Source organism: Xanthomonas sp. 4461, assembly GCF_024806475.1.
GTDB classification, from domain to species: Bacteria; Pseudomonadota; Gammaproteobacteria; order Xanthomonadales; family Xanthomonadaceae; genus Xanthomonas; species Xanthomonas arboricola_F.
The window spans coordinates 107,177-131,397 of record NZ_JANTYV010000001.1 but is presented as its reverse complement, the minus strand read 5'-3'; the positions used below and the strand labels follow the sequence as shown (position 1 = coordinate 131,397).

The window sequence follows — 24,221 nt, the reverse complement described above, 5'->3', positions numbered from 1 at the left end:
GGGCACCACCTGCGAAGTCGCCGCCCAGCCTAGCAAAGCACGCGTGATCTTTTGCGGCCATGCAAGGGCGCGGCCGGTGGCAATGGCAGCAGCGGCGCGGTAAGTTCGAACGCATCTGCCGTTCAACGCACCGCATCGGGATGTCTGCATGGCTGTCGTACCGCTGGTCGGATTGCCGACCGATCGCATCGCGCAAGGGCCGCATCCGTTTCTGGCGGCAGGCGAAAAATACATCCGCGCGGTTGTGGACGCGGCCGGTGCCATGCCGGTGCTGCTGCCGAGCCTGCAGCCCAGCCTGGATGCCGGCGTGTGGCTGGATCGGCTGGACGGCGTGTTGCTGACCGGGGCGGTCAGCAATATCGAACCGCACCACTACAGCGACCAATCCAGCTGGGAGGGCAATCCGCACGATGCGGCGCGCGATGCCACCAGCCTGGGGCTGATTCCGCAGGCGCTGGCGCGCGGCCTGCCGCTGCTGGCGATCTGCCGTGGCCTGCAGGAGGTCAATGTCGCGCTTGGCGGGCGCCTGCATCAACGCGTGCATGCGGTGCCAGGACTGGCCGACCATCGCGAAGACCGCAGCGCGGCGCTGGAGGCGCAATACGGCCCCGCGCATCCGCTGCAGCTGCAGCCCGGCGGCTGGCTGGCCGGGATGAGCGACGGAGCCGAGGTGTGGGTCAATTCCCTGCACGGGCAGGGCATCGCCACGCTGGCCGATGGCCTGCTGGTCGAGGCGACCGCTCCCGATGGCCTGATCGAGGCCTTTCGCGGCCCGGGACCGGGATTCTTGCTCGCCGTGCAGTGGCATCCGGAATGGCGTGTCACACAGCATCCGTTCTACCGTGCCATCTTCCAGTCCTTCGGCGAGGCCTGTCGCCGTTATGCCGCTCAGCGCGGTCAGTGAGGTTGTATGTCGATCCGCACACGTTCGCGCAAATCCACACCCAAGCAGCCGGAAAGCGCACTGCGCCGCTGGCTCAAGGACCGCCACATCACCGAGGTCGAATGCCTGGTGCCGGACATCACCGGCAATGCGCGCGGCAAGATCATTCCGGCAGACAAGTTCTCGCACGACTACGGCACGCGCTTGCCGGAAGGCATCTTCGCCACCACCGTCACCGGCGATTTCCCGGACGATTATTACGCGCTGACCTCGCCATCGGATTCGGACATGCATCTGCGCCCGGACGCGTCCACCGTGCGCATGGTGCCGTGGGCAGCCGACCCGACCGCGCAGGTCATCCACGATTGCTACACCAAGGATGGCCAGCCGCACGAGCTGGCACCGCGCAATGTGCTGCGTCGCGTGCTCGATGCGTATGCGCAGGTCAAGCTGCAACCGGTAGTGGCGCCGGAGCTGGAGTTCTTTCTGGTGCAGAAGAACACCGATCCGGATTTCCCCCTGCTGCCGCCGGCCGGGCGCTCCGGACGCCCGGAAACCGCGCGGCAGTCGTACTCGATCGATGCGGTCAACGAGTTCGACCCGATCCTGGACCTGATGTACGACTACTGCGATGCGATGGAGCTGGACGTGGATACCTTGATCCACGAATCCGGCGCCGCGCAGCTGGAAGTCAATTTCACCCACGCCGATGCCTTGTCGCGCGCCGATCAGGTATTCCTGTTCAAGCGCACCATGCGCGAGGCCGCGTTGCGACACGGCGTCTATGCCACGTTTCTGGCCAAGCCGATGGAAACCGAGCCGGGCAGTGCGATGCATATCCACCAGAGCCTGCTGCATGCCGGCACCGGCAAGAACGTGTTCAGCGGCAAGCGCGAGGGCGGGTTCAGCGACACCTTCGCGCACTATCTGGGCGGGCTGCAGAAATACATTCCGCTGGCGATGGGGCTGCTGGCGCCCAACGTCAATTCGTACCGGCGGCTGATGTTCGGCGAAGTCTCGCCAAGCAATGTGCTGTGGGGCTTCGACAATCGCACCTGCGGGTTGCGGGTGCCGATCGATGCGCCGCAGAACATGCGGGTGGAAAGCCGGTTTGCCGGCTCCGATGCCAATCCGTATCTGGCGATGGCGGCGACCTTGGCCTGCGGGTTGCTGGGCATCCGCGAAAAGCTGGAGCCGACCGCGCCGATCAGCAGCAACGGCAAGGAGCAGGGCTACGATCTGCCGCGCTCCTTGGGCGAGGCGCTGGATGGGCTGGAGCGGTGCGATGCGTTGCAGGAGATGTTGGGGCGACGGTTTGTGCGGGCCTATATCTCGGTGAAGCGGAAGGAATATGAGACGTTCTTCCGGGTGATCAGCTCGTGGGAGCGCGAATTCCTGTTGTTGAATGTGTGAGTGACGTGACCGAAGCCCGTGCCGGGCGTTTCCCTTCTCCCGCCGGGAAAAGGTGCCCGAAGGACGGATGAGGGTACGGCGCTGGGTGATGTTGAAGCGTGGCGTGGTTTGTGTGCTTGCGCGGTTCTGGGGGTTTAAAACAGAGCAGGGCTTCACCTCCGTTGGGATGTTCTGGATAGTTGAACCCAAAGCAGAGCTTTCACGCCCTTCGGGCGCGAGTTACTTTTTCTTTGCTTGTGCAAAGAAAAAGTAACCAAAAAGAAAGCACACCCCGTCCTCGCGCCCTGCGCGCCTTCGGCGCTGCGGGTGCGCAAGTCCGGCAGAAATTTTTGTAAGGGACATCCATGTCCCTTACAAAAACGTCGCGCATCCATGCGCGCCGCCCTGCGGGTTGTATCTGCCGGCCTTGCCGCTGCGGTATGGGGCCCCGGAAAAGCGCAAGCAAAGCAAGGCAAGGCAGGGCGAAGCAAGGCGAGGCAAGCGCTGCAATGGGCGCCGCTCGAAGGTGCGGCGATGCCATGCGCAGGCCAGGCAGTGCCGGGCAGGAGGCCGGAAGCGTAGTCGAAATGTGCAGGCCACCTACGTCGTCAGACGTTTCCTTCTCCCATCGGGACATTGTCCTCCTTCATGGGGAAAAGGTGCCCCAAGGGCGGATGAGGGCGACGTCGGTGGCAGGGCGAGTTCTCGTGGCCCACCTGTCTGTCGGGCATGCAGGGGATTGGCGGGGCACTCTGCAGTGCCGTCCACGGTCCGGCAACAGGGCGTGGGTATGCTCCTGGTTCCTCATGCGTGGAGCAGGTCGTGGATTCTTCTGTGCTCAGGTCGTTGCAGCAGCTCGATGCCGCGCATCATCTGCATCCGTTCAACGACAACGCGGTCCTGGCGGGCAAGGGCACGCGCATCCTCACGCGCGGTGAGGGCGTGTATGTGTGGGATGCCGACGGCAACAAACTGCTGGATGCGTTCGGAGGGTTGTGGTGCGTCAATGTGGGGTATGGGCGTACCGAACTGGCGCAGGCCGCGGCGCGGCAGATGGAGCAGCTGGCCTACTACAACAGCTTTTTCCAGTGCACCACCGAGCCCACCATCCATCTGGCCGCCAAGCTGGCGGAGCTGACGCCGGGCGACTTGAATCATGCCTTCTTCGCCAATTCCGGATCGGAGGCCAACGACACCATCCTGCGCCTGGTGCGGCATTTCTGGGCCGTGCAGGGGCAGCCGCAGAAACAGGTCTTCATCGGTCGCCACAATGGCTATCACGGCACCACCATGGGCGGTGCCAGCCTGGGCGGCATGCAGGGCATGCACAAGCAGGGCGGGTTGCCGATACCGGGCATCGTGCATATCGAGCCGCCCAATCATTTCGGCGATGGCGGGGACATGGCGCCGGAGGACTACGGGCTGCTTGCCGCGCGCCGTCTGGAAGCCAGGATTCTCGAGATCGGGCCGGAAAACGTGGCGGCCTTCATCGGCGAACCCATCATGGGTGCGATCGGGGTGTACATCCCGCCGCGCAGTTATTGGCCGGAAATCCAGCGCATCTGCCGACACTATGATGTGTTGCTGGTGGCCGATGAGGTGATCTGCGGGTTCGGGCGTACCGGCGAATGGTTCGGCGCCGATTACTTCGGCTTCCAGCCCGATGTGATGACGCTGGCCAAGGGCATCACCTCCGGCTACATCCCGCTGGCGGCGGCAATGTTCAGCGATCGCGTGGCCGGGGTGCTCAAGCAGCAAGGCGGCGAGTTGGCGCATGGTGGCACCTATGCCGGGCACCCGGTGTGCGCGGCGGTGGCGCTGGAGAATCTGCGCCTGCTGCAGGACGAGGGCATCGTGGACACCGCACGTACGCAGATCGCGCCGTATCTGGCGCAGCGCTGGGCCGAGCTGGGCGCGCATCGGCTGGTCGGCGAGGCGCGGATTGCGGGCCTGGTCGGGGCGCTGGAACTGGTGCCGGACAAGCGCCGGCGCGGCAGGTATTTCCCCGGGCGCGGACGGGTCGGCGCGATGTGTCGCGACTTCGCGCTGCGGCGGGGCCTGATCCTGCGCGCGACCTACGATGCGATGCTGCTGTCGCCGCCGTTGATCATCACCTGCGACCAGGTCGATGAGCTGTTCGACAAGGCCTGGGCGGCGTTGGACGATACCGCCCACGCCTTGGGCAGGTAAGCCGCGGCGGCTTGCCTTCGGCCCCAGGGCCGCGCAGCTGCCGTGCAGCAAGCGCCACCGACGGCAATGACCTTCGCCAATCACGACGCTGCAGCGCATCGCCGCCGCGCACCGCCGCCCACACACCGCACGCTGTGCAAACCCGGGCGCGGTGGGTAGGCTGGGCGCAGACCGGCCGCGATGCCGGGCCGCCCCATCGCGCTGCCCTGGAGACCCACATGACGCTGCGACTGCTCGCACTGACCCTGTCCATCACCCTGTTGTCCGGCTGCGGCGGCGGTGGCGCCCCGGGCAAGGCCGAGGCGCAGGCCAAGGTGCTCAACGTCTACAACTACTCCGATTACATCGCAGAAGACACCATCCCCGCGTTCGAAAAGAGCACCGGCATCAAGGTCACCTACGACGTGTTCGATAGCGACGAGATGGTGGAAACCAAGTTGCTGGCCGGTGGCAGCGATTACGACGTGGTGGTGCCCACGCTCAACTTCTTCGGCCGGCAGATCCAGGCCGGTGTGTTCCTGCCATTGGACAAGAGCAAGATCCCGAATCTGGCCAATCTGGATCCTGACGTGATGCGCCGCATCGCCGCACAGGACCCCAACAATGCCTATGGCGTGCCGTACATGATCGGCACCACAGGCATCGGCTACAACGTCGACAAGCTCAAGGCGATCTTCGGCAGCACCGATGTCGCCAACAGCTGGGATCTGGTGTTCAAGCCGGAGAATCTGTCCAGGCTGAAGGATTGCGGTGTGACCATTCTGGACACGCCCTCGGACATGATCCCGATCGCGCTGAACTACCTGGGCCTGGACCCGCACAGCAGCGTGCCGGCCGAGATCGAGAAAGCCGCGGCGCTGATCAAGACCATCCGCCCGTACGTGCAGAACTTCCACTCCAGCCAATACGTCACCTCGTTGGCCAACGGCAATACCTGCCTGGCGGTGGGGTGGTCGGGCGACATCATCCAGGCGCGCGACCGTGCCAAGGAGGCCGGCAACAACGTCAATGTGGCCTACGCCATTCCGAAGGAAGGCGCGCCGCAATGGTTCGACATGCTGGCCATCCCCAAGGATGCCAAGCATCCTGAAAACGCCTACGCCTTCATCAATTACCTGCTGAAGCCGGAGGTGGCCGCGGCCAACAGCAACTTCATCCACTACGCCAACCCAGTGCGCACCGCCACGCCGCTGGTGGATGCGGCGATCCGCAACGACCCCACCATCTACCCGCCGCCGGAGGTGACCGCCAAGATGTTCACCTATGCGATCAATTCGCCGGACGTCGATCGCCTGTACACGCGGCTGTGGACCGAGATCAAGACCGGCCGTTGAGACGGGGCGGGGCGACGATGCGGCGCAGGTGGCCGCATCTTCATCAATCGCCAATCATTGGCTGAGAGACTGCAGACCCGGTCGCGGCAGCGCGCAGCTGGGCCATCGTCATCGATTGCACTGCGAGCGCGTGCCGGCGCGCAGCACGCGGCTGGCCGACGTGAATCAACCGACCGATAGCGCACGTCCGGCCAGCCTCAGCACCAGCTGACCGGGCTCGTCACGCAACCTGTACTGGTGGGTTCAAATAATTGTATGGTTCTGCCGCTTTCGCCCTGCCGCTGATCCGGCATGCCGCCGCGCGCCTCGCCCACGACCTACAGGACGCTTCCTTTGAGCAACCAAGAAGACCGCCAGTCCAACGATGGCCGCAGCCAGGCCGCAGACGCGCACGACGACCAGGAGCAGAAGCCTTCACCCTTGAAGAACCCCAAGGTCAAGTGGACGCTGATCCTGGTGGGCGTGCTGGTGCTGGTCTTGCTGGTGGTCTGGCTGGCCTATTACCTGATCAAGGGCCGCTACATGCAGGACACCAACAACGCCTATCTGCAGGCCGATTCGGTGGCGGTGGCGCCGCGCGTCAGCGGCTATGTGACCCGGGTGATGGTGGGCGACAACCAGATCGTGGACGCCGGCCAGCCGTTGCTGCAGATCGATGACCGCACCTATCAGGCCACGCTGCAGCAGGCCGAGGCCGCGATCGCCGCGCGCCAGGCCGACATCGCTGCCGCCACGGCCAATGTGTCCGCGCAGGAATCGTCGCTGGTGCAGTCGCGCACCCAGGTCGCTGCCGCCGCTGCCAGCCTCACGTTTGCCCAGGCCGAGGTGAAGCGCTTCGCGCCGCTGGCGGCCTCCGGCGCGGACACGCACGAGCACCAGGAAAGCCTGCAGCACGACCTGGCCCGCGCCCGCGCCCAGTACGACGCCGCCCAGGCCCAGGCCAAGGCAGCGCAGAGTCAGATCCAGGCCAGCACCGCGCAGCTGGAGCAGGCCCAGGCCGGCGTGAAGCAGGCCACCGCCGACGCCGACCAGGCCCGCATCGCGGTGGAAGACACCCGCCTGACCAGCCGTATCCACGGCCGCGTCGGCGACAAGACCGTGCAGGTTGGGCAGTTCCTGGCCGCAGGCACCCGAACCATGACCATCGTGCCGCAGGAATCGCTGTACCTGATCGCCAACTTCAAGGAAACCCAGGTCGGCCTGATGCGTCCCGGCCAGCCGGCCGAAATCGAGGTCGATGCGCTGTCCGGCGTGAAGCTGCACGGCAAGGTCGAAAGCCTCTCGCCCGGTACCGGCTCGCAGTTCGCGCTGTTGCCGCCGGAAAATGCCACCGGCAACTTCACCAAGGTGGTGCAGCGCGTGCCGGTGCGCATTCGTGTGCTGGCCGGCGAAGAGGCACGCAAGGTATTGGTGCCGGGCATGTCGGTGGAGGTGACGGTGGATACGCGCTCGGCCAAGGACGCCAAGCAGCGGGCCGAAGCAGAATCCGACCGCGTGCAGGAGCAGGAGCGCGCGCAGTGAGTGCAGCGGCAGCCACCGGCCAGAGCGCCGGCGGCAGCGCTGCCAGCGAAAAGGCCGAGCCGGGCGCCTGGCTGGCGGTGCTGGCCGGCACCATCGGCTCGTTCATGGCGACGCTGGATATCTCCATCGTCAACGCGGCGCTGCCCACCATCCAGGGCGAGGTCGGCGCCAGCGGTACCGAAGGCACCTGGATCTCCACCGCTTACCTGGTCGCCGAGATCATCATGATCCCGCTGACCGGCTGGTTCGTGCGCACGCTGGGCCTGCGCAACTTCCTGCTGATCTGCGCGGTGATGTTCACCGCGTTTTCGGTGGTGTGCGGGCTGTCGACCTCGTTGACGATGATGATCATCGGCCGCGTGGGGCAGGGCCTGGCCGGTGGCGCGCTGATTCCCACCGCGCTGACCATCGTTGCGACCCGGCTGCCGCCGAGCCAGCAGACCATGGGCACGGCCTTGTTCGGCATGACCGTGATCATGGGCCCGGTGATCGGCCCGCTGCTCGGCGGCTGGCTCACCGAGAACGTCAGCTGGCACTACGCGTTCTTCATCAACGTGCCGATCTGCGTGGGCCTGGTGGCCTTGCTGCTGCTCGGCCTGAAGCATGAAAAAGGCGACTGGGCCGGCCTGCTCAATGCGGACTGGCTGGGCATCTACGGCCTGACCGCCGGCCTGGGCGGGCTTACCGTGGTGCTGGAAGAAGGCCAGCGTGAGCGCTGGTTCGAATCCAGCGAGATCAACATGCTGAGCGTGATCGCCTTGAGCGGCTTCATCGCCCTGGTGATCGGCCAGTTCCGCAAGCGGCCGCCGGTGATTCACCTGTCGCTGCTGCTGCACCGCAGTTTCGGCGCAGTGTTCATCATGATCATGGCAGTGGGCATGATCCTGTTCGGCGTCATGTACATGATTCCGCAGTTCCTGGCGGTGATCTCCGGCTACAACACCGAGCAGGCCGGCTATGTGCTGCTGCTGTCGGGCCTGCCGACCGTGCTGCTGATGCCGATGATGCCCAAGCTGCTGGAGGTGGTGGACGTACGCATCCTGGTGATCGCCGGGCTGATCTGTTTTGCCGCGGCCTGTTTCGTCAACCTGTCGCTGACCGCCGACACCGTCGGCACGCATTTTGTCGCCGGGCAGTTGCTGCAGGGCTGCGGCCTGGCGCTGGCGATGATGTCGCTGAACCAGGCGGCCATCTCTTCGGTACCGCCGGAGCTGGCCGGCGATGCGTCAGGCCTGTTCAACGCCGGCCGCAACCTGGGCGGCTCGGTGGGGCTTGCGCTGATCTCCACCTTCCAGGAGCGCCGCATGACCTTCCACACCGAAACCATCGGCAGCGCGATCACCGCCAATGCGACACGCGCGCAGGAGTTTCTGTCCGGCCTGACCGCGCAGATGCAGGGCAGCGCCGGCGGCGAGGCGGCCATCCGCTCGGTTGCGCAGCTGGCGCGCCTGGTGCAGCAGCAGGCGCTGGTGATGACCTATAGCGACCTGTTCTGGATCTTCGGCGTGATCGTGGTCTGCACGATTCCGCTGGCCTTTTTGCTCAAGCCGTTACCCAAGGGGGCGCACCTTGCAATGCACTGATTCCATGCGCCTGGTCCGCATGCCGCTGGCGGCGGCGTTGAGCGCCGTGTTGCTCGGCGGCTGCATGCTCGGCCCCAACTACACCAAGGCACCGCCCGTGGCCGATGCGGCGATTCAGGCGCCCGCATTGCATCGCGCCGGTGGCGCCGACGTGGTTGCCGCCGCGCCGTTGAACCACTGGTGGGAGCAGCTCAACGATGTGCAGCTTACCCAGCTGGTGACCCAGGCCCTGGCCGACAGTCCCAACCTGCGTGCGGCGCAGGCACGGCTGCGCGCCAACCGTGCACTGGCCAGCCAGCGCCGTGCCGAGCGTCTGCCCAAGCTCAACGCGAGCGCGGTGTATGCGTATGCCGAGCCGCCGCAGACCATCGTCGACACGTTGGGCGGCTTGCAGAACGGTGAGAACGGCCAGCCACCGGCACAGGGCAGCGAGGCGCTGGATCTGGACAAGACCCAGATCTACAGCGCCGGCTTCGATGCCAGCTGGGAGCTGGATTTCTTCGGCCGCCGCCGTCGCGCCGCCGAAGGTGCGCTGGCGCAAGCGCAGGCCTCCGAAGCCGAGCTGGCCGATGCGCAGGTGCAACTGGCTGCCGAAGTGGGGCAGGTGTATCTGAACTACCGCGGGCTGCAGGCACGGCTGGCCATTGCCGATGCCAACCTGGACAAGATCGGCCAATCGCTGGCGCTGACCCGGCAGCGCCGCGAGCGCGGTGCGGCCTCGGACCTGCAGGTCGAGCAGATCGCCACCCAGGTGCAGCAGCAGCAAGCCCAGCGCCTGCCGCTGGACATGCAGTTGCAGGAAGCGCTGGACCAGCTCGCCTTGATGGTCGGCCGCGAGCCGGGTGCGCTGGACGCGCAACTGGCTGCGGTGCGGCCGCTGCCGATGTTGCCCACCGACGTGCGCGTGGACGATGCCGGCGCGTTGATCCGCCGCCGCCCCGATGTGCGCAAGGCCGAGCGCGAGCTGGCGGCGTCCAGCGCGCAGATCGGCGAGGCGTTGAATGGCTATTTCCCGCAGGTGACCTTGCTCGGCGGCCTGAGCTGGGTCGCCGGCTCGCCCAGCGACTTCAACTCCGACGCGTTGACCACGCTGGCGGTGCCGATACTGCGCTGGTCGATCTTCGATTTCGGCAAGACCCGCGCGCAGGTGGAGCAGGCGCGTGCCGGCAACGCCGGCCGCGAGGCGGCCTACCAGGGTGCGGTGCTGGCGGCGTTGCAGGACGCCAACTCCGCGCTGTCGCGTTTCGGCTCGGCGCGCAAGCAACTGGTGGTCGCACGCCAGGCCGAAGCGTCGGCCACGCGCTCGGCCGGGCTGATGCAACAACGGCGCGATGCCGGAGCGACGTCGTCGATCGATCTGCTCGACGTACAGCGCCAGCAACTGTCCGCGCAGGACGCGGCCGCGCAGGCGCAGGTGCAGTTGCTGGTCAATTATGTCGCGCTACAGAAGAGCCTGGGCCTGGGTTGGAGCCAGGCACCGGAGCAGACGCCTTGAGTGCCGATCGTCGATGAAGCGCTCCAGCATGGATGCCTGCGCTCCCAAACCCATTGCCGCCCGTCCGTGATGGTTGCGCGTGAGGTCGACAGTGCGGTCTTTGGTCGCACGGATGCCGTCGGTTGATGGGGGGCAGACGTCGCGTCAATCAGTGGTCGGGCCTGGACGTTGCTGGAGTCAACCACGCACGGACGATGACGACCTACATGCCGGTCTGCGCATCGCCATAGGCTCGGACGGCGTGCGGTTTGCATCCGGGCAGGCGGTTGATCAGACCAACTTCAGCGCTGGCTGCGCTTGATTGACTGGCATGCCCGTCGATGTCTGCGGCAATCGAGGCAGGGCACCAACGAGACAGTCACGTGCTCTTGCCGCAATGCCGCCTGACCGTCACTCTCAGCCGTAGACGCGCAGACCTGCACGCGCCCGGCAGCCGACACACGCTTTTGCCATCATGGCGCGCAGGCTCTGGCCCCGGAGTCTGCGCTCGCCGTCATCGAGAGGAATCATGTCACTGACCGACGCCCTGCCGCCCCTGTCCAGCCCTGCGGATGCCGGCTACCTGTCCATCAGCGAGGTCCGCAAGGAGTTCGATGGTTTTGTCGCGGTGGACGATGTCAGCCTGCAGATCCGCAAGGGCGAGATCTTCGCGTTGCTGGGCGGGTCGGGCAGCGGCAAATCCACCTTGCTGCGCTGTCTGGCCGGCTTCGAGCGACCCACCAAGGGGCGCATCGTGCTCGATGGCCAGCCGATCGACGCGCTGCCGCCGTACGAGCGTCCGATCAACATGATGTTCCAGTCCTACGCGCTGTTTCCGCACATGAGCGTGGAGCAGAACATCGCCTTCGGCCTGAAGCAGGAAGGCTTGGCGAAGGCCGCCATCGCCACGCGCGTCGGCGAGATGCTGGAGCTGGTGCAGCTGGGCGCGTTGGCCAGGCGCAAGCCGCATCAGCTCTCCGGCGGCCAGCAGCAGCGCGTTGCGCTCGCGCGCTCGCTGGCCAAGCGGCCCAAGCTGCTGCTGCTGGACGAACCGATGGGCGCGCTGGACAAGAAACTGCGCTCGCAGATGCAACTGGAACTGGTCAACATCATCGAAACCTCCGGCGTTACCTGCGTGATGGTCACCCACGACCAGGAAGAGGCGATGACCATGGCCACACGCATCGCGCTGATGGATCAGGGCTGGATCCAGCAAGTCGGCACGCCCGATGAAATCTACGAACAACCGGCCAATCGCTTTGCCGCCGAATTCATCGGCTCGGTCAATCTGGTCGACGCCGTCATCGCCGAAGACGCGCCCGACTACGTCACCTTGAAGACGCCGGCCTTCGACGCCCGTATCCGCATCGGCCACGGCATCACCGGGTTCGAAGGACAGGCGGTGGCGTTTGCGCTGCGCCCGGAAAAACTGTCCATCGGCAAGGACGAGCCGGCGCAGGCCTGCAACAAGGCGCAGGGCGTGATCGAAGATATCGCCTATTTCGGCAGCCATTCGGTCTACCACGTGCGCCTGCCCAGTGGGGTCAAGCTGATGGCCAACTTCGCCAATCGCCAGCGCTGGGCCAGCGAAGCGCTGACCTGGGGCGATGTGGTGTGGGTGGGGTGGGGCGAGGACGATGGCGTGGTGCTCACCGCATGAGACCGCGTCTTTTCCGTCGCGGCTTGCCGGGTGCGCGTTGGGGCGTGATCGCCGCGCCCTACCTGTGGCTGCTGGTGTTCTTCGCGATTCCGTTCCTGATCGTGCTGAAGATTTCGTTTGCCGAACGCGCCACTGCGATGCCGCCGTATACGCCGCTGTTCGCGTATGCGGCCGATGGCGCAGTCAGCGTCAAGCTGCATCGGGGCAATTACCTGGCACTGCTGCGCGACAGCCAGTACGTGGCCGCTTACCTGAGCTCGATCAGGATCGCGGCCATCTCCACCGCATTGGCGCTGCTGCTAGGCTATCCGATGGCGTATGTGATCGCGCGCCTGCCGCTGGCCACGCGCAACGTGGCGATGATGCTGGTGGTGCTGCCGTCGTGGACCTCGTTCCTGATTCGCGTCTACGCGTGGATCGGCATACTCGATGGCAACGGCCTGCTCAATCAGGCGCTGCTGGCACTGGGCGTGATCAAGCAGCCATTGCAGTTGCTGTATACGCCCATCGCCGCCTACATCGGCATCGTCTACTGCTATCTGCCCTTCATGGTGTTGCCGCTGTACGCCAATCTGGTCAAGCACGACAACCGCTTGCTGGAAGCGGCCTACGATCTGGGCGCGCGTCCGTGGCAGGCGTTTGTGCGCATCACCTTGCCGCTGTCGCGCAACGGCATCGTGGCAGGCTGCATGCTGGTGATGATCCCGGCGGTGGGCGAGTTCGTGATTCCCGAGATGCTGGGCGGCCCGAACACCTTGATGATCGGCCGCGTGCTGTGGGGCGAGTTCTTCAATAATCGCGATTGGCCGGTGGCTGCTGCAGTGGCCACCGTCATGCTGCTGCTGTTGCTCGCGCCGATCGTGATCTTCCACCGTTACCAGCAGCGCGAGCTGGAAGGGCGGCTGACATGATGCGCGCCTCGCGCGGTGGGCGCGTGCTGGGCGGCAGCGTGCTCGCGCTGGGGTTCGGCTTTTTGTATCTGCCGATCCTGTTGCTGATGGTGTACTCGTTCAACGCCTCGCGCCTGGCCACGGTGTGGGGCGGATTTTCGACACGTTGGTATGGCGAGCTGCTGCGCGACCGCCAGTTGCTGGAGGCGGCCTGGGTCAGCCTGGAAGTCGCGTTCTGGACCGCCTGTGCGTCGACGGTGCTGGGCACGATGGCCGCGATGGCGATGGTGCGCATGCGACGGTTTCCCGGCAAGACGTTGTTCGGCGCGCTGATCACCGCACCGTTGGTGATGCCGGAGGTGATCATCGGCTTGTCGATCCTGTTGTTGCTGGTCTCGATGGGCGGCGTGCTCGGTATCGCCCCGCGCGGTGCGGTGGCGATCTGGGTGGCGCATGTCACCTTCACCGTCTCGTTCGTCACCGTGGTGATTTCCTCGCGTCTTCAGGAGCTGGATCGCTCGCTGGAAGAAGCCGCGATGGACCTGGGTGCCACCCCACTGAAGGTGTTCTTCCTGATCACCTTGCCGATCATTGCTCCCGCGCTGGCGTCAGGCTGGCTGCTCGCGTTCACGCTGTCGCTGGACGATGTGGTGATCGCCAGCTTCCTGGCCGGGCCCAGTTCCACCACGCTGCCGATCAAGGTGTTCTCCTCGGTGCGGCTGGGCATCAGCCCCAAGATCAACGCACTGGCCACGGTCATGGTGCTGGCGGTGTCGGTTGCGGCGGTCATCGGGTGGTGGCTGCTGGCGCGCAGCGAAAAACGCCGGCAGCGCGATGCGCAACTGGCGCAGCAAGCTATTCCCTGAGCGCGCGCCAGCGCCAGCCTGCCGATGAACCGCGGAGGCCCGCTGCCGGATAGACGCAAACGCTTGAGCCACCGACGTGTGCGAAGGCTGCACGTCGCGTCAGGCCGCTCGAGGTGTCTGCTGGCCGATGCGCGCAACAATTCGATGTGCGGCTCTTACCTGGCTGGTGGCGTGTAACCGTTGTCCCAGGGCTCCGGTTTGGTCAGGTAGCACTGATATTCGGCCCGGATGTCATAGCCGTGTTGCTCGACTCGGGGTTGTTCGTCGGCGCGGTCCTTGCGGTCGTTCTTGTTGTCGTCCTTGGACTTTCGCTTATCTGGAAAGATCGTGACCAAGTTCGGCGACGACTGCGCGGTGATGAGTTGGCGGATGGCCGTGTCCGAGCACGCACGCAGTGCTTCGTCCTCGCAGGGTTGCGCGGGATCGGCCTGCAGGCTGGTGCAGCTCACAGTGACAAACCCGGCCGGGCCGGGACGCGGGCCACGCAACAGGTCCTGGAAGGCGGCGCATCCGGGCAGGCACGCGCTGCTGCCAAGTACAACCAGAACAATGAGATCCCTGCGCATCGTGGTGGTCTTCCATGAATGAATAGCTATGCCACTGCGCAATGCTAGAGCATCTTGGACCGTTGGACCGTTGGACCGTTGGACCGTTGGACCGTTGGAACAGGGCAGGGCGGTTTTCATTGCCTTGTCCGGAGTGTGATCCCCGCTGCTGCTCGTCCGCGGGCTGCGCGCTGGAGGTGCGGCATTGCGTCGCGGCGCCGGTAAACACAGCGTTGCACAGATTTCAGGGAGTTGTGACGCGGCTGCAACTTCCCGGCGACTAGCATGAGGGGTCTGTAACAGGAGACCATCATGTCCTACGACACCGTCAACCCGGCCAATGGCCAGGTCGAACACACCCAGCAGACGCTGGACGCCGCCGCCATCGAGGCGCGTCTTGCTGCTTCGGCCAAGGCGTTTCCGCAGTGGGTAGCGCTGCCCTTGGTCGAGCGCGGTGCACTGCTGCGCCGGGTCGGCGAAGAGTTGACCAAGCGGCGCGACGATCTGCAGCGCATCATGACCGCCGAGATGGGCAAACTGCGCGGTGAGGCGCTGGCCGAGGTCGACAAGTGCGCGCAGGCCTGCGCGTATTACGCCGAGCATGCCGCCGCGTACCTGGCGCCGCGCGAGATTCCAACCGAAGCGCAGTCCAGCTATGTACGTTACGAACCGCTGGGCTGCGTGTTTGCGGTGATGCCGTGGAATTTCCCGCTGTGGCAGGCGTTTCGCTTTCTTGCACCGGGTCTGATGGCCGGCAATGTGGCGCTGCTCAAGCATGCCAGCAACGTGCCGCGTTGCGCCGATGCAATGAAGCAGGTGCTCGACGCTGCCGGAATCCCGCCGGGCGTGTTCGACGTGCTGCATATCGACAATGATCAGGCCGCCGATGTGCTGCGCGATGACCGCATTGCTGCAGTCACGCTGACCGGCAGCGAACGTGCTGGCCGCTCGCTGGCCGCCAATGCCGGCGATCAGCTGAAGAAATGCGTGATGGAGCTGGGCGGTAGCGATGCTTTCGTGGTGCTGGAAGACGCCGACCTTGAGCACACCGTGCAATCGGCAGTGCAGTCGCGCTTCGACAACAGCGGGCAGACCTGCATCGCAGCCAAGCGCTTCATCGTGGTCGATGCCATCGCCGACCAGTTCATCGAACGCTTCGTCGCCGCTGCCTCCAAGCGCGTGCTCGGCGACCCGCAGCAGGAAGGCACCACGCTCGCACCGATGGCACGCGCCGACCTGCGCGACGAATTGCACAAGCAGGTGCAGGCCAGCGTGCAGAAGGGCGCCAAGGTATTGCTTGGCGGCGAACCAGTACCGGGCTCGCATGCGGGCTACCCGGCCACGATCCTCGACCAGGTCGCCCCCGGCATGCCGGCGTACGACGAAGAATTCTTCGGCCCGGTGGCCTCGATCATCCGCGTGGCCGACGAAGCCGACGCGGTACGCGTGGCCAACGACACCACCTTCGGCCTGGGCGGCAGCGTGTGGACCGCAGATACCAAGCGCGGCGAACGCGTGGCGCAGCAACTGCAGTGCGGCGCCGCCTTCGTCAATTCGGTGGTCAAGAGCGATGTACGGTTGCCGTTCGGCGGCATCAAACGCTCAGGCTTTGGCCGCGAGCTCGCCGATCACGGCATCCACGAGTTCATGAACATCAAGACGATCTATGTAGCTTGAAAGCTGGGAATCGGGAGTAGGGAATCGGGAATCGTAAGAGCGGTTCCGTCGATCTGCCGGGGAAGGAACTGATGAGGGGACCCCTTCGCATTCAGGCCAAAGCTCCCTGTGAGCCGCCCTACCAATTCCCTATTCCCGACTCCCCATTCCCGGGCCGCAAAGCGGCCTAAAGCCACCGCGCCCGCTTGAACAGGCGATACAGCACCAGACACGAGGCCACCACACCGCCTACCAGCAACGGGTAGGCGTAGGGCTTGTCCAGTTCGGGCATATGGGTGAAATTCATCCCGTACCAGCTGGTGATGAGCGTGGGAGCGGCGAGCAGGGCGGCCCAGGCGCCCAGGCGCTTGACGGTTTCGCCCTGTGCCAGCGTCACCATCGACAGGTTGACGCTCAAGGCGGTGCCCAGCATCTCGCGCAAGGTATCGATGGCGTCGTTGATGCGCACGGCGTGATCGAGCACGTCGCGCAGGTAGATGCCGACCTCGTCATGGATCAGCGAGCCCGGATTGCGCTTGAGGTGCGACAACACGTCCTGCAGCGGGGCGACCACCAGGCGCATCTTGTTGAGTTCGCGCTTGAGCTCATACAGGCGCACCACGGTTTCGCGCTTGTAATTGTCGGCAAAGATGTCTTTTTCCAGGCCTTCCAGCGTGTCGCGGAACTCGTCCATGATCGGCAGATAGTTGTCGACCACAAAGTCCAGTACGCCGTACAGGCAGAACGACGCGCCCATGCGCAGCATCGCCGGTTCGCGTTCGACCCGGTGCCGCACCGGCGTGTAAGACAGCGACGCGCCGTGGCGCACGGTGAGCAAAAAGCGTGCGCCCAGAAACGCATGCGTTTCGCCGTAGCGGATGCGTTCGTTGACCAGTTGCGCGGTGTTGACCACCACGAACAACGAATTGCCGTAGCTCTCGGCCTTGGGGCGTTGATGCGCCTTGAGCGCATCCTCGATGGCCAGGTCGTGCAGGCCGAATTCCTCCTGCAGCTTGTGCAGCACCGACTCCTGCGGCTCGTACAAGCCAACCCAGACGAAGCCGTCCGGGCGCTGCAGCACATCGCTGATCTGCTCCAGGCTGATGTCGTGCCGCTTGCCGTCGCCGTCGTAGTAGGCGCAGGTGATGACGCAGGACGGGTTGTCTGGATGGCGACCGTGATTGTTCATGGGCGCATCCTGGATCAGCGCGTACGCAGCGACAAGTCGCGCGGCTGCAGAGCGATCGCGAGCGCGACATGGATCGGCAACAGCAGCATCACCCATTGCAGGTTGTCCTGCGCCTGGAATGAGAGCCAGTGAATGACCAGAGCCAGCAACGCCCCGGCAGCCACCACCCAGCGCAGCCCATCGAACCAGCGTCCGGGCCGGCGACCACGCAGCGACTGCAGGCTGCCGATCAACAGCAACGCGCACAGCGGATTGACCAGCAACAGATTGCGATTGGCCCATGCGGACTGATGCGCTGTGAAGCCCCACAGATACACCAGCAAGCCGCCGCCGATGGCGCACAGTAGCCAGAATGGCAGCGCAAGGCCGGCCAGTAATCGGGGTTTGCGGCGCAGCGCCAGCACGCCGGCGGCAACGATCAGCCCGGTCAACAACCACGGCCACCAATGGCGCTGTTGTTCGGCAGGCTCCGGCGCGATGCGATGCGGCAGCAGCATCTGGGTGGCTTGCACCAAGGGGCGGCCGGCGCTGTTGTGCACCTGGGTCAGGCTGTCGGCCAAGCGCATCGGCACGAAGGCTTCTTCCCAGCGCGACAAGGGGCGATCGGCATACGGCCCCAGCCCCAGGTCGAAGCCCAGCCACATCCACGGGGCAGGGGAGGCCAGGCGCACCGCTTCGCTGCGGAAGGTATTGCCGCGCGAGCGCCCGGCCAGTTGCGACTTGAGCGCGCCGCCCATCGCACGGTCCAGGGTGTCGCGCACCATGGTGGCGCAGTTGGCTTCGAAATAATCGTAGTGATACCGGGCGTTTTCTGGCCGGCTGCGGACCGCCAACCCATCGGCAAGCGCGCGCGCCTGCTCCGGCGGCAGATCCAGCCACTGGATGCTGACGCCCCTGCCAACGTTGCGGTACTGCGACAGGTCTTCTTCCAGCGGCAGCGCCACCAGGTAGTACATCATTTCGCCACGCGCAAAGCGCGGCACGAAGTCCGGTTCGCTCGGGTCGAAGAAGCCGAAGTTGTACGAGGTGGCCTGCTGGGTGAGCGGGTCGACTACCACGATGGCGTCATGCCCGAAGCGTTCGAAGAACACCTCGCCCGGTTGCATGGTGACCACGCCGACGCGCGGTGGCGGTGCGCTGGTCGGCACAGCAGTGGGCAGAGCCTGCGCCGAGGCAAGCGGTGCTACCAGCAGTGTCAGCAGGAGCAGCGCCCAGCACGCGACCCATTGCCAGGCGCCACGGCGGTAGCGCACCGTGGCGGAACGGCGTGCGAGGTTCAAGCGTCGTCCTGCGGGTCGGGCGGCAGGATGGTGACGTGGAAGGCGTGCACGCGGCGCGCGTCGGCCTTGGCCACGCGGAACGCAAACCGGCCCAGGGTCAGCTCTTCGCCGGTCTCCGGCAGGTGCCCGATCGCATCGGTGACCAGCCCTCCGACGGTGTCGTACTCGTCGTCCGGGAACTCGGCGCCGAAGCGTTCGTTGAAGTCTTCGATCGGCGTCAGCGCATCGACCACGTAGCGGCCATCGGCCTGGATCGCGATCAGCGAATTTTCTTCTTCGGCATCGTCGTGCTCGTCGTCGATCTGGCCGACGATCTGCTCCAGCACGTCTTCGATGGTGACCAGGCCGGCGACGCCGCCGTACTCGTCCACCACGATCGCCATGTGGTTGCGCGACAGGCGGAATTCCTTGAGCAGGACGTTGAGCTTCTTGGATTCGGGGATCAGCACCGCCGGGCGCAGCAGCTCGCGCACGTTGCCAGGCCCGTTGTCGGCGACCACGCCGCGCAGCAGGTCCTTGGCCAGCAGGATGCCGAGCACTTCGTCCTTGTTCTCGCCGTGTACCGGGAAGCGCGAATGGCCGGATTCGACCACCTGCTTCATCAGGTCGATGAAGCGCGCTTCCACCGGCAGCGAGACCATTTGCGAGCGTGAAATCATCACGTCGCCCACGGTGAGCTCGGACACGGAAATCGCGCCTTCCATCATGCGCAAGGTGTCGGCGGCGATGAGACCGTCTTGCTCGGCAGTCCGCAGCAACGCGACCAGTTCGTCGCGGGTGTGGGGTTCGCCGGAGAAGGCCGCGCTCAGGCGTTCGAGCCAGCTGCGGCGTTTTTCGGAGGGTTCTGAGGTATGGCTACTGTCGTCTTCGGACATCGTGACGGGGAACGGCACCCGGCAAACCAGGCGTTAGGCTGCAGTCTAGCAGGAAGCCGGCAACACGCTGTGGATCCGCTGCCGGGCGACGGGGGTCAGGGCAGGTCCAGGCTATAGCCGCAGCCGACCACGGTCTTGCCCGGATGCGATTTGACGTTGGTCACGCTGAGCACGACCGATTCGATCATCGCCTCGCCGGTCTTCGGGTTGTTGGTGTCTTCGCTGACCAGCTCGCGGCCGTACATCACCTTGTCGGCGTTATCCACGCCCAGCTCCAGCTTCAGCTGCTTGGCCAGCGGGCGCGGGTCGGGCAGGTCCAGCAGCGCCATGATGCTGGCGCCGGAAAACGCGATATGCGTGGTGCTGTGGCCGAACACGCTGATCGGCGTGTTGAGCGTGTATTCGGTCATGAACAGGTTGGACTGATCCAGCGGCGTCCAGCCCAGCGCGACCGCCTTGAGCGGGTCGGCCAGCACCGGCGCCAGGGCATTGAAGTCGCCGATGCGCTGGCGGCATTCGATCAGCGCCGGCAGGTCCGGACGCACCGGCGCGGTCTGGGCAAGAGCCGCCGAGGGGCTCAGCAGCAGGACGCTCATGGCCAGCAACGCGCGCATCAGCGCTCCCCCGCATACGGGTCGTCGATGCCCAGATCGGCCAGGATCTCCCGCTCCAGTTGCTCCATGGCGTCGGCCTCCTTGTCGTCTTCGTGGTCCCAGCCGAGCAGGTGCAAGGTGCCGTGCACGGTCAGATGCGCGTAATGCGACGCCAGCGATTTGCCCTGTTCGGCCGCCTCGCGCGCCACCACCGGCGCACAGATCACCAGATCGCCGAGCAGCGGCATCTTGATGCCCTTGGGCAGGCCTTCGGGCAGTTCGGCCGGGAAGCTCAGCACATTGGTGGCGTAATCCTTGCCGCGGTAATGATGATTGAGCGAGCAGCCTTCCTTCTCGTCGACCACGCGCACTGCCAGGTCGGCCTCGCGGATGCGGCCCTTCAGCGCCGCAGCCACCCACTTGCGAAAACTTACCGCCGACGGCAGGCCGGCGCGCGGCAACGCGTAACTGACGGCGACGTCGAGGCGGATGGGGCCTTTGGTCATGGCAACACCAACAAGTCAGATCAGACAGAGGTAACAGTATCGCGCGAGTGGCGTCTTGCTGCGACGCCTGTTCGCGCATCCGCGCTTGAGTGAACGGGCATCAGCGGACGCATTCCACCAGCACCAGCACCAACGGACCGCCGTCGGCGACACGATAGAACGCACTACCCATCGGCCCGTTCCGGCACTGCGGATCGACCCGCCTGACCTCGATGGCAGGGGCGAAGCCCGCCGGGGCCTGGATCCAGACCGCTGCCTGGCCGCGTTCCAGTAGTTGACCGAGCAGGTAGTGCGTATCGGCGCTTTCCTTGCCCTCCTGAACCACCGCGCAGCCGAAGCGGTCGTGCGCCTTGCTAATGGAGGCAAGCACTCCCTGCGCCCGCCCGCCTGCGAGCCGCGCCAGCCGCTGCGCATCGTCCCCCGCTGCAGCAGCGGCCGCAGGCTTTACCATCGCGAGCCGTTCCAGCTCGGCCCGGTCCAGCAGGATGGTCGTCTGTGCGCTGGCCACCGACACGCAGGACGCAGCAAGCTGCTGTCGTAGCGTGATGCGCGTGGTCGTATCGGTGTGTTCGGATGCTTGCGCCTGCGCCAAGCCCTGGCAAGCCAGCATCAGCCACATCCCCCACAGCAAGTCCGTGCCACGCATGGTCAGTCGGCTGCAGGCGGTAACAAGGCGCTCTCGCGCTTTTCGTAGGCATTGACGATACGCGCCACCAACGGATGCCGCACCACGTCGCGTGCTTCGAAGAAGGTGAAGCTGACCCCGTCGACCTCGTGCAGCACCTCGATCGCATCGCGCAGGCCGGATTTGACGTGCTTGGGCAGGTCGATCTGGGTCAGGTCGCCGGTGACCACTGCGGTGGAGCCGAAGCCCAGCCGGGTCAGGAACATCTTCATCTGTTCGATGGTGGTGTTCTGCGCCTCGTCCAGGATCACGTACGCATCGTTGAGCGTGCGGCCGCGCATATACGCCAGCGGTGCGATCTCGATCACGTTGCGCTCCAGCAGCTTGATCACCTTTTCCACGCCCAGCATTTCGTATAGCGCGTCGTACAGCGGGCGCAGGTAGGGGTCCACCTTCTGGCTGAGGTCGCCGGGCAGGAAGCCGAGCTTCTCGCCGGCTTCCACGGCTGGGCGCACCAGGATCAGGCGCTGCACGCGCGATTCGTTCAACGCTTCCACCGCGCTGGCCACCGCCAGGAAGGTCTTGCCGGTGCCGGCCGGGCCGATGCCGAAATTGATGTCGTGGGTGGTGATCGCGTGCAGGTACTTGGCCTGGTTGGCGCCACGGCCACGCACGGTGCCGCGCTTGACCTTGATCGCCACGTCCTGTGCCACATAGGAACGATCAACCACATGCTCGACATTGGCATCGTTCAGGCGCAGGTGGATCGCGTGGTTATCGAAGGTGGTGGAGGCGGCTTCGTCGTACAACGCGGTCAACAGCGTCTGCGCGGCGGTGATCGCCGGCTCCGGCCCGGTGATGCGGAAGATGTTGCCGCGGTTGGCGATCTCCACGCCAAGCTTGAGTTCGATCTGGCGCAGGTGCGCGTCGAACGGGCCGGCCAGATTGGCCAGGCGCTCGGTGTCGTCGGGTTCCAGGGTGAAATCGCGGGAGGCAGGTGAGTTCATGGTCGGATCGGACAGCGCGCGCAGCGTCGGTAGGGCGGCAGGTGAGGGTAGCGCGCAGGATGTGATCCCACCAACATGCCGGGCGTCGCGGCGTGGTCGCTGCGGGGCGAGCAGCTTTTCCACAAGCGCTGTGGAGTCACGCATCACTAACCTGTGGATAGATTGCGTCAGCCCTACTGGCATAAGGTCTGACAGGTGAGTGGTGAAAAAGTCGCCACTTCGCGCAGGGTTGTCCACACGCGGTGTGGATCGAATTCGGCAAAGCCTGTGGGTAAGTGTCACCACGCCTTGCGCTGCAAGGTGTTGAACCTGTGTGGTGAATTTTTGATCACTGCCGCAACCAGGCCATGCGCTCCTGGCCGCACGATGCAGTCGCTGCGCGGGCAGCGTCGGATACGTGGGGTCAGGGCTTTGCTGTTCTGCGGCAACACGGCTGCACTCTCGCGTGCATCGACCACCAGTCACCGTAGGCAGCGAGTGCACCGGGTTGCATCGACGCGGCGCAATGCGTGTCAGTGCATGGGCCGCACAGCGCGGCGCAGGCACGCACCACTCCGAGCAGCCTGCATGCAACGTTCAACCGTTGCGCACGAGGCATCACGCCTGCAGCGCAGGCACGACGTAGGTGCGCTGCGATCGCATCTTCAATGCAGCGCCGCACAGATGCGGCGCGTATGTCAGCTGGTGCTCTCGTCCAGCTGGATGCGGCCCCGCAGCGAGTTGCTCATCGCCTCGGTGATCAGTACATCCACAAACTGCCCGATCAGGCGCGGGTTGCCGGGGAAGTTCACCGGGCGCATGTTCTCGCTCTTGCCGGTCAGTTCGTTCGGGTCGCGGCGCGACGGGCCTTCCACCAGCACCCGCTGCACGCTGCCGACCATGGACTGCGAAATGGTCGCCGCATGTGCGCTGATATGCGCCTGCAAGCGGGCCAGGCGCGCCTGCTTGACCGCCTCGGGCGTGTCGTCTTCCAGATCCGCGGCCGGCGTGCCGGGGCGACGCGAATACACGAACGAAAAGCTCTGGTCGAAGCCTACGTCTTCGATCAGTTTCATGGTTTTTTCGAAATCCGCTTCGGTCTCGCCGGGAAAGCCGACGATGAAGTCCGAGCTGATCGAGATATCCGGACGCACCGCGCGCAACTTGCGGATCTTGGACTTGAATTCCAGCGCGGTGTAGCCACGCTTCATCGCCGACAGGATGCGGTCGCTGCCGGCCTGCACCGGCAGATGCAGATAGTTGGCCAGCTGTGGCACATCGCGATACGCATCCACCAGCGAATCGGAAAATTCCAGCGGATGCGAGGTAGTGAAGCGAATGCGGCCGATGCCCTCGATCTGCGCGATAGTGCGGATCAACAGGCCCAGATCGGCGTACTGCGGCGCTTCACCCGCATCGGCGCCATACGCACCGCGATACGCGTTGACGTTCTGGCCCAGCAGGTTGATCTCGCGCACGCCTTGCGCTGCCAGTTGCGCCACTTCCACCAGCACATCCTCGAACGGGCGGCTGACTTCTTCGCCGCGCGTGTAGGGCACCACGCAGAACGAGCAGTACTTGGAGCAGCCTTCCATGATCGACACGAAGGCCGACGGACCATCGGCGCGCGGTTCGGGCAGGCGATCGAACTTCTCGATTTCCGGGAAGCTGATATCCACCTGCGACTTGCCGGACTGGCGCCGTGCACGGATCAGTTCCGGCAGGCGATGCAGGGTTTGCGGCCCGAACACCAGATCCACATACGGCGCGCGCTTGACGATGGCCTCGCCTTCCTGCGAAGCCACGCAGCCGCCCACGCCGATGATCACCGGCGTGCCGCCGGCCTTGGCCCGGCTTTCCTTGAGCAAGCGCCAACGCCCCAGTTGGCTGAACACCTTTTCCTGCGCCTTTTCGCGGATGGAGCAGGTGTTGACCAGCACCACGTCGGCGTCTTCGGGGTTGTCGGTCAGCTCCAACCCTTCGGAGGCGGCAAGCACGTCGGCCATCTTGGCCGAGTCGTACTCGTTCATCTGGCAACCGTGGGTCTTGATGTACAGCTTGCCGCGCACTACGGCAGGCGCCGCCGGGCGGGCGACCGGCAACGGCAGCAGGGCAGGGGCGTCCACGGCGGTGGCCGCAGACAGATCGGAAACGGATGTCCCGGGCATGGCGC

The 24,221-nt window shown here is 65.3% G+C and carries 20 protein-coding genes; 11 read left to right on the top strand and 9 right to left on the bottom strand.

Annotated elements, in window-relative coordinates; translation table 11 throughout:
- Nucleotides 1-148: 148 nt before the first annotated feature.
- From FHY19_RS00580 to FHY19_RS00535, 10 genes are all read left to right on the top strand, one after another.
- On the top strand, nt 149-904 hold the full coding sequence (locus FHY19_RS00580) for a gamma-glutamyl-gamma-aminobutyrate hydrolase family protein (protein ID WP_259160795.1): 756 nt from the start codon (nt 149-151) through the stop codon (nt 902-904).
- A gap of 6 nt (nt 905-910) precedes the next feature.
- Nucleotides 911-2,296, top strand: a complete 1,386-nt coding sequence (locus FHY19_RS00575) for a glutamine synthetase family protein (RefSeq protein ID WP_259160794.1) — start codon at nt 911-913, stop codon at nt 2,294-2,296.
- Nucleotides 2,297-3,097: 801 nt separating this feature from the next.
- Nucleotides 3,098-4,465: an aspartate aminotransferase family protein gene (locus FHY19_RS00570; RefSeq protein ID WP_259160793.1), complete on the top strand. Its 1,368-nt coding sequence runs from the start codon at nt 3,098-3,100 to the stop codon at nt 4,463-4,465.
- Nucleotides 4,466-4,683: 218 nt separating this feature from the next.
- Nucleotides 4,684-5,799 carry a polyamine ABC transporter substrate-binding protein gene (locus FHY19_RS00565; RefSeq protein WP_259160792.1) on the top strand — a complete coding sequence of 372 codons (1,116 nt, stop codon included), beginning with the start codon at nt 4,684-4,686 and terminating at the stop codon, nt 5,797-5,799.
- A gap of 333 nt (nt 5,800-6,132) precedes the next feature.
- Nucleotides 6,133-7,320, top strand: a complete 1,188-nt coding sequence (locus tag FHY19_RS00560) for an HlyD family secretion protein (protein ID WP_259160791.1) — start codon at nt 6,133-6,135, stop codon at nt 7,318-7,320.
- Entirely contained in the window at nt 7,317-8,903 is a 1,587-nt protein-coding gene (locus FHY19_RS00555) for an MDR family MFS transporter (protein WP_259160790.1), read from the top strand. The genes FHY19_RS00560 and FHY19_RS00555 overlap by 4 nt, the downstream gene beginning before the upstream one ends.
- A gap of 4 nt (nt 8,904-8,907) precedes the next feature.
- Complete coding sequence (locus FHY19_RS00550; protein ID WP_259160789.1) at nt 8,908-10,398, top strand: efflux transporter outer membrane subunit; 1,491 nt, start codon at nt 8,908-8,910, stop codon at nt 10,396-10,398.
- A 508-nt stretch (nt 10,399-10,906) separates the two neighbouring features.
- Nucleotides 10,907-12,037 carry a polyamine ABC transporter ATP-binding protein gene (gene potA / locus FHY19_RS00545; RefSeq protein ID WP_259160788.1) on the top strand — a complete coding sequence of 377 codons (1,131 nt, stop codon included), beginning with the start codon at nt 10,907-10,909 and terminating at the stop codon, nt 12,035-12,037.
- Nucleotides 12,034-12,948, top strand: a complete 915-nt coding sequence (locus FHY19_RS00540; protein ID WP_259160786.1) for an ABC transporter permease subunit — start codon at nt 12,034-12,036, stop codon at nt 12,946-12,948. Before potA ends, FHY19_RS00540 begins: the two co-directional genes overlap by 4 nt.
- The gene (locus FHY19_RS00535; RefSeq protein ID WP_259160784.1) at nt 12,945-13,793 is read left to right on the top strand and encodes an ABC transporter permease subunit; all 849 of its coding nucleotides are present in this window, start codon (nt 12,945-12,947) and stop codon (nt 13,791-13,793) included. The genes FHY19_RS00540 and FHY19_RS00535 overlap by 4 nt, the downstream gene beginning before the upstream one ends.
- Nucleotides 13,794-13,948: 155 nt before the next feature.
- Here the strand turns inward: FHY19_RS00535 and FHY19_RS00530 are convergent, their stop codons facing one another.
- The gene (locus FHY19_RS00530; protein ID WP_259160782.1) at nt 13,949-14,479 is read right to left on the bottom strand and encodes a hypothetical protein; all 531 of its coding nucleotides are present in this window, start codon (nt 14,477-14,479) and stop codon (nt 13,949-13,951) included.
- 171 nt (nt 14,480-14,650) lie between these two features.
- Here FHY19_RS00530 and FHY19_RS00525 point away from each other — a divergent pair, with 171 nt between their 5' ends.
- Nucleotides 14,651-16,015, top strand: a complete 1,365-nt coding sequence (locus FHY19_RS00525) for an NAD-dependent succinate-semialdehyde dehydrogenase (protein ID WP_259160780.1) — start codon at nt 14,651-14,653, stop codon at nt 16,013-16,015.
- Between the two features lie 166 nt (nt 16,016-16,181).
- Here the strand turns inward: FHY19_RS00525 and FHY19_RS00520 are convergent, their stop codons facing one another.
- The 8 genes from FHY19_RS00520 to miaB form a co-directional block, all read right to left on the bottom strand.
- Entirely contained in the window at nt 16,182-17,183 is a 1,002-nt protein-coding gene (locus FHY19_RS00520; RefSeq protein WP_259150701.1) for a magnesium and cobalt transport protein CorA, read from the bottom strand.
- A gap of 14 nt (nt 17,184-17,197) precedes the next feature.
- Nucleotides 17,198-18,463 carry a DUF4105 domain-containing protein gene (locus tag FHY19_RS00515; protein WP_259160779.1) on the bottom strand — a complete coding sequence of 422 codons (1,266 nt, stop codon included), beginning with the start codon at nt 18,461-18,463 and terminating at the stop codon, nt 17,198-17,200.
- Complete coding sequence (locus tag FHY19_RS00510; protein WP_005989773.1) at nt 18,460-19,338, bottom strand: transporter associated domain-containing protein; 879 nt, start codon at nt 19,336-19,338, stop codon at nt 18,460-18,462. The genes FHY19_RS00515 and FHY19_RS00510 overlap by 4 nt, the downstream gene beginning before the upstream one ends.
- Before the next feature lie 95 nt (nt 19,339-19,433).
- Complete coding sequence (locus FHY19_RS00505; RefSeq protein WP_259160777.1) at nt 19,434-19,952, bottom strand: hypothetical protein; 519 nt, start codon at nt 19,950-19,952, stop codon at nt 19,434-19,436.
- Nucleotides 19,952-20,437 carry an rRNA maturation RNase YbeY gene (ybeY, locus tag FHY19_RS00500; protein WP_046964885.1) on the bottom strand — a complete coding sequence of 162 codons (486 nt, stop codon included), beginning with the start codon at nt 20,435-20,437 and terminating at the stop codon, nt 19,952-19,954. Before ybeY ends, FHY19_RS00505 begins: the two co-directional genes overlap by 1 nt.
- A 100-nt stretch (nt 20,438-20,537) precedes the next feature.
- Entirely contained in the window at nt 20,538-21,083 is a 546-nt protein-coding gene (locus FHY19_RS00495) for a hypothetical protein (protein WP_259160773.1), read from the bottom strand.
- A 2-nt stretch (nt 21,084-21,085) separates the two neighbouring features.
- Complete coding sequence (locus FHY19_RS00490) at nt 21,086-22,069, bottom strand: PhoH family protein (RefSeq protein WP_259160772.1); 984 nt, start codon at nt 22,067-22,069, stop codon at nt 21,086-21,088.
- 677 nt (nt 22,070-22,746) lie between these two features.
- Nucleotides 22,747-24,216: a tRNA (N6-isopentenyl adenosine(37)-C2)-methylthiotransferase MiaB gene (gene miaB, locus FHY19_RS00485; protein ID WP_259150687.1), complete on the bottom strand. Its 1,470-nt coding sequence runs from the start codon at nt 24,214-24,216 to the stop codon at nt 22,747-22,749.
- Between the last annotated feature and the right edge of the window lie 5 nt (nt 24,217-24,221).